The 12388-nt window shown below is 59.4% G+C and carries 11 protein-coding genes; 7 read left to right on the top strand and 4 right to left on the bottom strand.

Annotated features, from left to right (window positions below; genetic code table 11):
- Positions 1 to 52 precede the first annotated feature (52 nt).
- The 5 genes from mmsB (at position 53) to D3791_RS04800 (ending at position 4854) form a co-directional block, all read left to right on the top strand.
- A complete protein-coding gene (gene mmsB / locus D3791_RS04820) occupies positions 53 to 976 on the top strand; it encodes a 3-hydroxyisobutyrate dehydrogenase (RefSeq protein ID WP_022876036.1) in 924 nt (307 codons plus the stop codon).
- Between the two features lies 1 nt (position 977).
- Positions 978 to 2072, top strand: a complete 1095-nt coding sequence (locus D3791_RS04815) for an alcohol dehydrogenase catalytic domain-containing protein (RefSeq protein WP_172511436.1) — start codon at positions 978 to 980, stop codon at positions 2070 to 2072.
- Between the two features lie 16 nt (positions 2073 to 2088).
- Entirely contained in the window at positions 2089 to 3153 is a 1065-nt protein-coding gene (locus tag D3791_RS04810; protein WP_172511435.1) for an ROK family transcriptional regulator, read from the top strand.
- A 68-nt stretch (positions 3154 to 3221) separates the two neighbouring features.
- The gene (gene ppgK, locus D3791_RS04805) at positions 3222 to 4031 is read left to right on the top strand and encodes a polyphosphate--glucose phosphotransferase (protein WP_022876033.1); all 810 of its coding nucleotides are present in this window, start codon (positions 3222 to 3224) and stop codon (positions 4029 to 4031) included.
- 7 nt (positions 4032 to 4038) lie between these two features.
- Positions 4039 to 4854 (top strand): HAD family hydrolase, encoded by an 816-nt coding sequence (locus D3791_RS04800; protein WP_022876032.1) that lies wholly within the window; start codon positions 4039 to 4041, stop codon positions 4852 to 4854.
- Here the strand turns inward: D3791_RS04800 and D3791_RS04795 are convergent.
- Genes D3791_RS04795 through D3791_RS04785 form a run of 3 tightly spaced genes read right to left on the bottom strand, consistent with a single transcriptional unit; the run spans position 4851 to position 7548 of the window.
- Positions 4851 to 6059 carry an amidohydrolase gene (locus D3791_RS04795; protein WP_172511434.1) on the bottom strand — a complete coding sequence of 403 codons (1209 nt, stop codon included), beginning with the start codon at positions 6057 to 6059 and terminating at the stop codon, positions 4851 to 4853. The genes D3791_RS04800 and D3791_RS04795 overlap by 4 nt on opposite strands.
- 13 nt (positions 6060 to 6072) lie before the next feature.
- Positions 6073 to 6792: a hypothetical protein gene (locus D3791_RS04790; protein WP_172511433.1), complete on the bottom strand. Its 720-nt coding sequence runs from the start codon at positions 6790 to 6792 to the stop codon at positions 6073 to 6075.
- Between the two features lie 9 nt (positions 6793 to 6801).
- Entirely contained in the window at positions 6802 to 7548 is a 747-nt protein-coding gene (locus D3791_RS04785; protein WP_022876029.1) for a DUF5058 family protein, read from the bottom strand.
- 242 nt (positions 7549 to 7790) lie between these two features.
- On the opposite strand from D3791_RS04785, the gene D3791_RS04780 reads away from it, so the two are divergent.
- Complete coding sequence (locus D3791_RS04780) at positions 7791 to 8756, top strand: Lrp/AsnC family transcriptional regulator (protein ID WP_172511432.1); 966 nt, start codon at positions 7791 to 7793, stop codon at positions 8754 to 8756.
- Positions 8757 to 8812: 56 nt separating this feature from the next.
- Here the strand turns inward: D3791_RS04780 and D3791_RS04775 are convergent, their stop codons facing one another.
- Entirely contained in the window at positions 8813 to 9274 is a 462-nt protein-coding gene (locus tag D3791_RS04775) for a hypothetical protein (protein WP_172511431.1), read from the bottom strand.
- 320 nt (positions 9275 to 9594) lie between these two features.
- On the opposite strand from D3791_RS04775, the gene D3791_RS04770 reads away from it, so the two are divergent.
- On the top strand, positions 9595 to 12321 hold the full coding sequence (locus D3791_RS04770; RefSeq protein WP_172511430.1) for an aminotransferase class I/II-fold pyridoxal phosphate-dependent enzyme: 2727 nt from the start codon (positions 9595 to 9597) through the stop codon (positions 12319 to 12321).
- Positions 12322 to 12388: the final 67 nt, after the last annotated feature.

Genomic DNA, 12388 nt, shown 5'->3' with positions numbered 1-12388 from the left:
CGAGAACCTACGCTGGCCTGAGAAGTGAAAACTCAATGGCGAGGAGAAAATGATGAGCAGCTACGCATGGATCGGCCTGGGCAATATGGGCGGGCCAATGACCGCGAACCTGGTCGCGGCAGGGCATACCGTCAAGGGATTCGACCTCAACGAGCAGGCCTGCGCCGCGGCAGCCGAAGGCGGCGTGCAGATCGCAGGTTCCATCGCCGAAGCCATGGACTCGGTGGATGCCGTATTCACCATGCTGCCCAAGGGCCAGCACGTGCGCTCGGTCTACGAGGGGGAGGCCGGGATCTGGGCCCATGCCACCAAGCAGATGTTGCTGATCGATTCCTCCACCGTGGACATCGAAACCTCGCGCTACATCCACGAAGGATCCGCGCAGCGCGGGTTGGATTTCGTGGACGCGCCGGTATCCGGCGGGATCTCCGGAGCAGCGGCCGGCACCCTGGCCTTCATGCTCGGCGGAGAGGCAGAGCTCATGGCGCGCGCCACCGAGTACATCGCCCCGATGAGCGGGCGGACCATTGTCGCAGGAGCCGCCAGCATGGGCATTGCCGCGAAGATCTGCAACAACATGATGCTCTTCATCGACCTGATGGCCAGCGCCGAAGGATCGCAGCTGGCCGAAAAGCTCGGACTGGATCCCAAGGTGTTCTGGGAGATCGCCTCGGTCTCCTCCGGACGCTCCTGGGCGCAGCAGACCTGGTACCCGGTCCCGGATATCATCGACACCGCCGCGGCCAACAAGAACTTCGAAGCCACCTTCCGCACGGACCTGGCGCGCAAGGATGTGGGATTGGCGCTGGATGCGGGGCAGAGCACCGGGGTGCGGCTGCCGGCGGCGACCCTGGCCAAGGAGCACTTCGACGAGCTGATCGCCCAGGGGCTGGGGGACCGGGACTGCTCGCTGATCGTCAAGAACCTGCTGCCCGATGAAAAGGTCCGCGGCTGGGACCCAGAGCAGGCCAGCTAGCATGCTGATCCAGGCTGCCGTGCTCGAACAGCGCGAGAACCAGCGACCCTACGCCGAGCACCGGCCATTGGCCCTGCGCGAAGTGCAGCTTGATGGCCCCGGGCCCGGCGAGGTGCTGGTGCGGATCACCGCTGCCGGGCTGTGCCACTCGGATCTGTCGGTGATCGACGGGAACCGGCCGCGGCCGGTGCCGATGGTGCTCGGCCACGAATCGGCCGGCATCGTCGAACAGGCCGGCGAGGGGGTGGATCTTGCCGTGGGGCAACAGGTCATCTCGGTGTTCCTGCCACGCTGCGAGCACTGCGCCGCCTGCGCCACCGGCGGCAAGCTGCCCTGCACCGCAGGCACCGAAGCCAATACGGCCGGAACGCTGCTCACCGGCGCTCGCCGGCTGGCGATGGATGGTTCGCCGGTCCACCACCATCTGGGGGTATCGGCCTTCGCTGACTATGCGGTGATGGATGCGCGCAGCTTGGTTCCCGTCGGGCAGGATGTGCCGGGCGAAGTTGCCGCGGTGCTCGGCTGCGCTGTGCTCACCGGAGGCGGGGCGCTGCGCAATGCCGCCCGCGCCAGCGGCGCCGAGGACGTGGCCATTGTAGGGCTGGGCGGGGTCGGCATGGCTGCCCTGCTGGTGGCCGTCGGGCAGCGCACCACCGGCAAGATCCTGGCCATCGACGCGAATGGGGACAAACTCGCCACAGCGCTGGAGCTGGGCGCCGACGAGGCCTGCACGCCCCAGGACCTGGCAGGCCGCAGCGCGCAGATCGTCATTGAAGCGGCAGGGCACCCGCGCGCCTTCGAAACCGCGTTGGCGGCCACCGGCGTCGGCGGGACGCTGGTAACCGTTGGTCTGCCGGCACCGGGGGCGGTGAGCAGCATCGAGCCGCTGGCGCTGACCGCCGGGGCGCGCACCATTATCGGCAGCTATATGGGCTCGGCCCTGCCAGCCAAGGACATTCCCTACTACGAGGAGCTCTGGCGGGCCGGTAGGCTGCCGGTCGAAAAGCTGGTGCGCACCCGGCCGATGGCGCAGATCAATGAGGCGCTGGATGAACTGGCCGAAGGACGCTCGGTGCGCCAAGTCCTGCTGCCGTGACCAGTAGGATTGAGGGGTGACTGATTCGACCGCTGGCCCACGGGCACTGGCAACTCTGACCGATATCCGGGTGTTCGACTACCTGTGCGCCGCCCCGGCCACTCGCACCCAGATTTCTGCGGACCTTGGCATTTCCAAGCCCACCGCATCCCAGGCGATTTCCCGCCTGCAGGAGAATGGGTTGGCCATCGCCATCGACCGTCCGGTCGAAACCAAGCGCGGCCGGACCCCGGAACGCTATGCGTTGCGCAGCGAGTTCGGGCACCTGCTGGCACTGTGCCTGCAGGCCGAGTCCCTTCAGGTGCGGGCCACCGATCTTTCCGGCGCGATTGTGGTGGACCGGCTCTACCCATTGACCCCGCAAAGCAGCGCCGCCGAGGTGGAGAAGATGGCGGCCACCGAAATCGCCCGGGTGCGCAAGCAACTGGGTTCCCCTCTGTTGGCGGCCGCGGTCAGCCAGGCGGCCCCGGTGCTGCGCGAGGATGCCGAACGCGTGGTGCCCACCGTGATTTTCCCGGCCTCCGGTGCCAACCTCGCCGGGCTTTTTGCCGCTGATATCCCCGTGGTGCTGGACAACGACGTGAACTGGATGGCCGTGGCCGAAGCCGGCGATACCGACGGCTCGTTGATGATGCTGTACATCGGCGCCGGCCTGGGTGCCGGTTTGGTGATTGATGGAAAGCTGCACCGCGGACGCCACGGCACCGCCGGCGAGCTGGAGACCCAGCTGCTCGGGGATCAGAACCTGCGCGACGTGCTCGGCGAGGTCGGCATGTTCCAGACCCGCATCCTGTGGGAGCGTCTGGCCGATCAGCGGACTTGGCCGGTATTCTTGAAGCCGCTGAGCCAGGTGCTGGCCAATCTGGTCGGCTTTGTGGACCCCCAGCAGCTGGTGGTGACCGGTCCCGCGGTGACCGCTCAATTGTGCGAAGCGCTGGCTGACGAGGTCAATGAGCGCTTGCTGGTTCCGGTGACTGTCCGCCCGTCAACCTTGGGCGTGCAGTCCGCCGCCCATGGCGCGATTGCCGGGGCCCGCGAGGTCGCCTTATTTAATCTTTGGGAAAACTACCGAGAACGTTGACCAAACGCCGGAAGCTTTATATCGTAAAGAGTCCTTAAAATTTCTTTGCAACGTTGGGGAGAATCCTGATGGCAACATCTGCCGCATCGGCATCCAAGTCGCAGTTCGCTGCCATCGGCCTTGACATGGGCGGATCTTCGATCAAGTACGCTCTGGTCGGAACCGATGGACAGCTTGTCGAAAGCACCCTGAACAAGGCGACCACTCCAGAAGGCGCTCATCCCGACGCCGTCGCTGAAGTCATGGCACAAATTATTCGTGATCTCCAGGAAGCCACCGGTGAAGACCTCGCAGGCATCCCGGCCGGCGTAACCGTACCAGGCATCGTGATCGACGGCGTCGTGCACTCGGCCGCAAACATCGACAAGGCCTGGATCGGCCTGGATGCCACCGCCATGCTCAGCAAGGTGCTGGACCGCGAAGTCCACGTCCTGAACGACGCTGACGCCGCCGGCGTTGCGGAGGTCTATGCGGGTGCCGGCTCAAAGGACGGCGTGCCGCTGAAGGGCAGCACCCTGCTGCTGACCTTGGGCACCGGCATCGGCTCCGCCTTCTTCCGCGATGGCGTGCTGTTCCCGAATGTCGAATTCGGGCACCTGGAAATCGACGGCTTCGACGCAGAAAGCAAGGCCGCGGCCCGCGTCATGCGCGAAGAAGATCTGAGCTGGGACGAATACATCGCCCGCCTGCAGCGCTACCTCTCCCACGTGGAATTCCTGTGCAGCCCTGACTTGATTGTCATCGGCGGCGCAATCTCCGAGGACCACGAGCACTTCTTGCCTAAGCTGGACTTGCGAGCAAAACTCGTCCCCGCAGAATTCAACAACGCCGCCGGGGTGTTGGGCGCCGCACAGCGCGCCATGCATCCGGGCAATTAGGAACCACATGCATACGATTGACCCGAACGCCCAGATCAAGCTCGTTGCCGTCGACATGGATGGCACCTTTTTGGACGGTGACGGTCAAATCCCCGATGAAGCCTGGGGCGTGATCGACCAGCTGCAGGCCCGTGGCATCAAGTTCGTGCCTGCATCGGGCCGGCAGTTCGCAACCCTGCGCGAACAATTTGCCCAGCTCGGGGAAATCGCCATCATCGCCGAAAACGGCACCGTGGTGATGGATGGCGAAAACGAGATCTACTCCAACATCATCGATCCGGCATCGGTGGACAAGGTCATAGATGCCGTGCGCCAGCAGGGCGCGCTGGATGCCGGGCTGGTGCTGTGCGGCCGGCGTACCGCCTACGTGGAGCGCCAGGACCAGAGGTTCGCCGACGCCGTCGCCCCGTACTACCGGGCGGTCCAGGTGGTTGAGGACCTCAACGATGTTGAGGACGAAATCATCAAGATGGCCGTGAACGTGGGCACCAGCCAGGTCCAGGAAATGGCGGCCGCGCTGGATGTGCCGCTGCAGGTGGTCATCTCCGGAAGCCACTGGGTTGATGCCATGAACCACGGAGTGCACAAGGGACTGGCTCTCGGCGCGCTGCAAAAGGAACTTGGCGTCGGCGATGATGAAACCGTGGTGTTCGGCGACTACCCCAATGATCTGGAAATGATCAAGGCCGCCACCTATTCCTTCGCCATGGCCAATGCCCACCCGGAAGTGGCCGCGGCGGCAAACTTCACCGCCCCGGCCAATACCGAGCACGGGGTATTGCAGGTGCTGCGCGCCTACCTTGAAGGACGCACCGCGCTCTAACGTCCCACGTAGTGCATCAAGCCCGCCACTGCCGCGCGGACTGCGGTATCCAGGGCCCCGCGATATTCCGGCAGGAAAAACGGCGAATGGTTGACCGCAGGCGACGGATCCTGCGGGTCGGCCCCGCCGAACATCCAGAAGACGTTCGGCACGCCAATCGCATCGGCCAATGCGCCGAAATCTTCCGAACCCATCGCCGGGGGAGCCAGGCGGATCAGTTCCTCCCCGAACTCTTCGCCCAAGGCGCCGACCAGCTGCTCGGTGTGCTGCGGGTCGTTGTACAGGCGAGGGAAGGTGTACAATTCGGTGATCTTCGGCTGCGGAGCGCCGGAGGCAACCGCTTCCGCGTTGATGATGCGGGTGACAGCCGCCAGCACCTTGGCGCGCACTTCTTCGGTGAGGGTGCGGATGTTCAAGGTGAATACCGCGGAGTCCGGAATGATATTTTCCTTCAGGCCAGCGTGGAAGGACCCGCAGGTCACCACGGCCGAATCCAATGGATTCAGCTCACGCGAAGTGATGGTCTGCAGCCGGGTAATGATATTAGCTCCCAGCACGATCGGGTCGATGGAATCCTGCGGCTGGGATCCGTGGGCCTGCTTGCCATACAGGGTCACTTCGAGGGAATCTGCCATGGCCATCGCCGATTCCGGGGTCACCGAAATGGTACCGGTGGCAAAAGGGAAAACATGCTGGCCGAGAACCACCTGCGGGTGCGGAACCTTCTCCCACAATCCATCGGCCACCATGGCCGCGGCACCGGCGCTGGTTTCCTCGCCGGGCTGGAAAATGAAGATCACGGTGCCCTGCCAGCTATCGGTGCCGCGGACCAGGATCCTGGCCGCAGCCAAGGCACCGGCCACATGGGTGTCATGGCCGCAGCCATGCATGACCGGCACATCAGTGCCATCATCCAGGGTGCCCCGGGCGGTGGAGGCGTAATCCACCTTGGTGTCCTCTTGAATGGGCAGCCCGTCGCTATCGGCGCGGAACGCCACGACCGGTCCCTGCCCATTGCGCAGGATGCCCACCACTCCGGTGCCTCCGCAACGGAAGTGCTCGATGCCCATCTCGGTGAGCCGTGATTCGATGAAGCTGGCGGTATTGTGCTCCTGCATCGACAGTTCCGGACGCTGGTGCAAATGCAGGTAATCCTGATGCAGGGTGGTGGTCTCGCCCTCGGTGGGCTGCAGTGTGGTGTGCACGATTCTATCCCTCTTAGCTTTCTGAAGTGTAGGTCTTCTTGCGGTCGCGCAGCACCCAGGAGAACAGGATGGAGCTGATGACCACGATGGCGGTGGCGAACATGGCCAGCGATGGGGCCATCGGAACCAGCACGAAGTTCATCACCAGGGCCAGCACGATGGCAATGATGGTGGGGCGCAATGACTTCATCGCCACAATGCTCTGGACCAAAACCGCGCCCATCAGCGAGGGCAGGATGTAAAGCCGGGCGACCTCGATGACATCGGCCGGGATCATGGAAACCAGCCAAGTTCCCAGCAAGCCGACAAAAAGCAGCAGGCTGGTCAGGTGCACGGTGGCCGCGCCGCAGATGGCCATCACGGCGGCAAGGTCGCCGCGCTTGGTGCCGGGCTTGGCGCCGATGGTGGATTGGGCGACGATGGCTGCCGGCAGGAGTTTGTTGGAGATATTGCCGATCATGAACGCCTGGTACATGGCCGCTGAGCCGAGGATCGGGAAGTAGGTCAGAGGCTCGACGAACCACAGCACGCCGAAGGTGCCGGCTACGGCGAGGAATGCCACCCAGATCATGGATCCGGTGATTTCCAGTCCGCTGAAGAATGCGATGTAGATCGGACCGATCAGCGAGAGCACCAGGCCAATGAGCATGGTGTTCCGGCCATAGCGGCTGGTCTGCTTTTCGAAGCGCGCGATCGATGCATCTGCGCTGGAAAGTTGTGATGTCGTAGTCATGATGGATCCTTAAGCGGTGTGCAGGAAGTATGCGGCAACAATGGAAACGACGATGGAAATGCCCAGGGCCCATTCCTCAAGCCACTTAATGTGCAGGACTTTGGCGAGGTAGAGGCATAGCCCCATCATGGCTGCCGAGATGCAAACGAGTATCAGGTGCACATTGGATTTTGGAAGTTCAGCAATGGTCAGGGCGCTGAAAGCACCAAGTAGGGCTGCGGTGGGTACCAGTGCCATGACGGCAGGGTTGCGCTTGGAGAGTGTATTTCCACCCTTTTTCAGTAGTGGAGTCATGATCAGTGTGCAGATCATCCACATGGCACCTGACAAGCTCATGGCCATGAAAGCCACACCAAAGACTTGCTGGGTATAGCTGTCTCCGCCCAGGGCCGCACCCATAGTGCTGGCGGAAATGCTGGCCGAGCCGGTCTCTGCGGCGGCCGAACCGATCAGGCCGATACGGACTAGAACGGCTGGGGTGCCGAACAGTGCCAGCAATGCGATGGCCACGAGCACCACGGCGAGGGAGGGACCGATTGAGGCGACGGCGCCGGCGCGGAAGGATTCTTTGACTTCCGCCAGTGGCATGTCCACGTGTGGTGCGGCCTTCTTGACGGCCCGTGAGTAGAGAATGCATTGGACGAAAATGACCGCAAAGACTCCCAACGCACAGAACCAGAGGACGGGCGAATTAGCTAATGCCCAGATGTCCGTTGAAGTTGGATCACCTGCTGCCAAGATTCTTCGCGTGGTCATGTGAGCTCCTTGTCTCGGGCACCGCCTAATGTGATGCGCGTCTCTATGGAAGTCAACGATCCGCCATTCCCGGGCGTCAAACAAGATCTGGCAGATTTAGCCAGATTTTTGTCGAAAATCTCCAAAACTATCGATTAGTTGCCTCAATTTTGGGGAAAAGTGTGGGCAGGGGCGCGAAATAATAGAGCTCATTGACGAGATATTCCTTGCCTTACGAAGAATTTGGCCTGAGAGTAGGAGCTATGGCTGAGAATGAAGTGCTGAGCGAGGTAGAACAAAGAATCGTCATCGCTTTACAAGCAGATGGCAGGGCAACGTGGCGAAAGATCGCTAAGGTGATCGGAGAACCAGAAAGAACTGTGGCCCGGTATGGCTCGGCGCTCTTAGACGAGGGCAAGATTAAAGTCGCTGCCATCGCTCACCGGAAAGCAGCGGTGATCGCTTCGCTCAAATGCGCACCCGGCACCATTCCGGTTGCCAGTGAAGCCATTTCGCAACGTGCCGACACCTCCTTCACCTATATGGTCACGGGTGAAAGCGATGTTGTTAGCGAACTTCACTACGACGGTGGTCTAGAAGATATTTTGACCCTGCAGCTACCAGCGACCCCGGGGCTCAGTAGTATCCAGATCTATCCGATTCTGAAATACTTCAAAACCATCCGCGCCTGGCGGGCCGGAGAACTGAGCGAAGCGCAAGAAGCAGCGCTAAGACCCAGCGCCGGTAGTGAGTTGACATCGTGGAATCCGACGGAAGCCATGTCACCCAGTGATCGTTTGATTGTGGACGTGCTCCGCAATAACGGACGGGCGAGCATTGACAGCATCTCGCGGCAAGTGCGGATGAGTGAAACCTCGGTCTCACGCAGGTTGGATAGTTTGCTTCGTGGAGAACACATCAGCATCCGAACCTTGGTTGATCCGGCCTTGATGGGGTACCGGGTTGAAGCCTTGTTATGGGTTCAAGTCTCCCCGGCGAGTGTGGACGCGCTGGGCAATATGCTCAAGACCCTGCCTCAGGTCCGCTATGTTGCCGCGGTGGCTGGAGACGCACAGCTACTGGTGGATGTCACAGTAGAAAGCCAACGCGATCTCTACGAATTCATTGCAGCCACTAACTGGGGCGAGATGGTCCAGCTACGCACATCAATGGTGCTCGGAGCGCGCAAACGTGGTGGACGCATGGTTGAAGAATTACCCCACAACTAAGCATGCAGTTGATCAACGAGGGCTCGATGACCTGTTCCTGAGCCGGTGGGGGAGACCTAGTCTAAAAGCTTTCCGACGCCATGAAGATCTATCTCACCGAGGTGCACCAGATGTAGATACTCGTCGGGTGCCTCGTGCTTGGCAGCTTCACGAGTGAAATACACCCCCGAAGGCCGCGGAAAATCCATGGTCCCGAACAGCGGATTCCCTTCGCTATCTACGTCGTATTGCTCCAAAGTGGTATGTGTTAGATAAAGGGGCTGTGCTGTGGTGACGTCATTGTTCTTGGCGCCCGATACCTTACGCGCTTCCCAACTGACTTCTACGTGGGAGTACTTTTCTTCTAGGGCGAAGCATTCATGTTCGTTAGCAACGATTCCTATGATCGGTTCGAAGTGCTCCAGATCCGGATACGGGCTGCTTTGCTTACCCCAAACAACATAGACGGTAGGCTCCGGGGACGATTTTGAAGCCAAACGCTTGGCGATACCACTGAGGATGGAACTCAGAAATGGCATGGAACGACTCTCTCCTGAAGAACCAAAATGGTGATAAGCCCTATCGTACATTTGTCGTGAAAGGCATTCGGCAGGAAGGCCTCAGTCACCGTCTGCTACGAAACAATTCATCTATTAGTGGTCGCCATTTTCCTTTGAACTTGGGCACGGTAAATGCCAGATGAAACTTTGGTGTGTAGGTAAACAAACTACGTAATAAGCCAATTTTTGCCCCGCTACCGCCGGGTAGTGACATATTCTCGCTCTACTGAGTGCACTGAAGACTACTCAGAAGGTTAACAACCAGTTAACCAGGCAGGGTGAAAGGAATACCGGCAACCGTGAGCAAGAGGTTGACCTTCGGGAAGAAACAGGCTGTTGCAACTCCAGAAAGTGCATGGCGAAAACGCAAAGACGCGTGGGAGCACCTTGGATATGTGCTGAGTGAGATTTCCTCAGAACATCAAGATGAACCCGGTCGCAAGGAACACGAATTGGAAGCCGGTCGATTACTGGGGCTCTTAGCCGCAATCGAACCATATTGGGCAAACCCCGGCTTGGACTATTTCAACGAAGTTGCTGGACTCATGTCCAACGGCCACTACGCCGACGCGATGCAGCTGGTCTACCAAGCCAACCAGTCATTCAGGACCACGACTCAATACGTTGATCTTGAAGGCCACGAAGGTGCCCAGACTGATCCCGAGGAGCTAGGCAGCGGTACTCCTAACGGAACAAAACCCTACGTGCCGATGGTCGAGATCCTACTGCTGGACAATGGGCCAGCAGATGAGATTCAACGATTCACCGAAGAACTGGCAGCGCAACGGCAGCGCACCGATCCCTTCCATTACAACTTTATTGTGGTGCCCAGCGTTGAAGATGCGCTGGCTGCTGTCCTGATTAATCCCAGCATTCAAGGCGTCGTGCTGACAGCCCGCTTTGAATTGGCCACCCGACGCAGGCTCTCCTCCACCCTGCAAAAATTCATTACCAATCGCACTGCCGGATACTTCGAATCAACCCGGCAGATCCAGCGATTGTTGGATCTAGAAAAGATCCTTGACAAGTTGCACCCACAGCTTCCGGTGTACTTGATTGCCGGTGTCGCCCTGGAATCCATTGCTCACGAAATCACCGGACGATTCCGTCGCATCTTCTCGCGCAATGATGGCATGGACCTGCATCTTTCTATCGTTGCCGAGGTCATCGAGCGGTACCACACACCGTTCTTCTATGCTCTGCAGAAGTATGCCAAACGCCCTGGCGGGGTATTCCACGCCATGCCTATTTCCCGTGCCGGTTCGGTGCAGAATTCTCCTTGGGCCCGAGACCTTGTGGAGTTTTATGGCAAGAACCTCTTGCTGGCCGAGACCTCGGCAACTTCCGGCGGGCTGGACTCCTTGCTGGATCCAAAGAGCTCCATCAAGGACGCTCATGAATTAGCGGCCCGGGCCTTTGGCAGTCACCGAACATACTTCGTCACCAACGGCACCTCGACGGCCAACAAGATCGTGCACCAATCGATTCTGGCCCCGGGGGATATCGTGCTGGTGGATCGCAACTGCCACAAGTCCCACCACTATTCACTGGTGTTGGCAGGTGCCCACGTGAGCTATCTTGAAGCTTATCCGCTCAATGAGCATTCCATGTATGGTGCGGTACCACTGCGGGAAATCAAAGGCCGGCTCTTGCAACTGCGCCGAGAAGGCTTATTGCATAAGGTCAAGATGATCACCTTGACCAACTGCACCTTTGACGGAATTATCTATGACCCACGCAGGGTCATGGAGGAATGCTTGGCCATCAAGCCAGATCTTGTTTTTCTCTGGGACGAAGCTTGGTTTGCGTTTGCCAGTTTCCATCCGGTGTACCGGCAGCGCACCGCGATGAGCGTTGCGAAGGTACTCGAAGAGGATATGGAAACTGCCGAATACCAACAACGCTATGCGCAACAAGCCAAGAACTTACCTGCACCCGGTACCAAGAATGATCCAGGTAATGATGAAGCATGGCTCAATACGCGTTTGATGCCGGATCCAGAGCAGGTGCGTTTACGCGTGTATTCGACACAATCTACGCACAAGACGCTGACCTCGTTGCGTCAGGGTTCCATGATCCACGTCTTTGACCAAGACTTTGCGATGCGTAATCTCAACGCCTTCCGTGAGGCGTACATGACGCACACCTCAACCTCGCCGAACTATCAGATCCTTGCCTCGCTGGATATTGGACGGCGTCAGGCAGAGCTGGAGGGCTATGCCCTTGTGCAGCGTCAGGTGGATTTGGCGCAGTCTATTTGCCGTGCCATGGCGCGCAACACCCTCTTGGGCAAATACTTCCGCATCCTTGATTCCAAAGATCTGATCCCCGATGAGTATCGGAGTTCTAGCAGTGTGATGCCGGTCCGCGACGGACTAGCTGCGTGGGATGAGGCATGGCAGAACGACGAGTTCGTCGTAGACCCTTCACGGTTGACCCTAGATATCAGCAGGACAGGGGTGGACGGAGATACGTTCAAACACCAGTACCTGATGGATGGGCATTCAATCCAGGTCAATAAGACCAGCCGAACCTCCGTATTGCTGATGACTAATATCGGAACCACTCGCTCAGCCGTGGCTCACCTGATTGAAGTCTTGGTGAAGATCGCTGAAGAGCTGGAACGCAAAAAACGCCTTGATGGTCGAGTACTGGCCATGGGCAAAACTCTAGACATGGATCAAGTCTGCCTGCCGGACTTCAGCTTCTTCGCGCCAGAATTTGATACCGGCGGCGGCAGTGGGGACTTACGCAAGGCCTACTATCTGACCTATCAAGATCCTGCGACGCACTTTTTGTCCTCGACCCAGATTCGCGAAAGAATCGAGTCCGGTCAGCAGATCGTCTCTGCAGTTTTTGTTACGCCTTACCCGCCAGGATTCCCTGTCCTCGTGCCTGGGCAAGTAGTCACGGTGAACATCTTGGACTACATGGACCGGCTAGATACCCGTGAAATCCACGGATATCACCAAGACCTCGGCTACCAAGTCTTCACCCATGATTCTTTGGGGGAAGTGAACAAGTAAGAGAGCAGGCAGAGGCGCATAAACGGAGAAACACCCGCTAATGTGGGTGTTTCTCCGTTTTTGGATG

Origin of the sequence: Glutamicibacter mishrai (assembly GCF_012221945.1) — a bacterium.
Taxonomy (GTDB): domain Bacteria; phylum Actinomycetota; class Actinomycetes; order Actinomycetales; family Micrococcaceae; genus Glutamicibacter; species Glutamicibacter mishrai.
Note: the sequence above shows the minus strand (reverse complement) of the source record. Positions and strands in the feature narration are given on the sequence as shown.

Excerpts from the sequence above, each read along its gene's own strand:
- D3791_RS04800 (WP_022876032.1), top strand. The coding sequence starts at position 4,039 with ATGCATACGATTGACCCGAACGCCCAGATCAAGCTCGTTGCCGTCGAC.
- D3791_RS04780 (WP_172511432.1), top strand. The coding sequence starts at position 7,791 with ATGGCTGAGAATGAAGTGCTGAGCGAGGTAGAACAAAGAATCGTCATC.
- D3791_RS04775 (WP_172511431.1), bottom strand. The coding sequence starts at position 9,274 with ATGCCATTTCTGAGTTCCATCCTCAGTGGTATCGCCAAGCGTTTGGCT.
- mmsB (WP_022876036.1), top strand. The coding sequence starts at position 53 with ATGAGCAGCTACGCATGGATCGGCCTGGGCAATATGGGCGGGCCAATG.
- ppgK (WP_022876033.1), top strand. The coding sequence starts at position 3,222 with ATGGCAACATCTGCCGCATCGGCATCCAAGTCGCAGTTCGCTGCCATC.
- D3791_RS04790 (WP_172511433.1), bottom strand. The coding sequence starts at position 6,792 with ATGACTACGACATCACAACTTTCCAGCGCAGATGCATCGATCGCGCGC.
- D3791_RS04785 (WP_022876029.1), bottom strand. The coding sequence starts at position 7,548 with ATGACCACGCGAAGAATCTTGGCAGCAGGTGATCCAACTTCAACGGAC.
- D3791_RS04815 (WP_172511436.1), top strand. The coding sequence starts at position 978 with ATGCTGATCCAGGCTGCCGTGCTCGAACAGCGCGAGAACCAGCGACCC.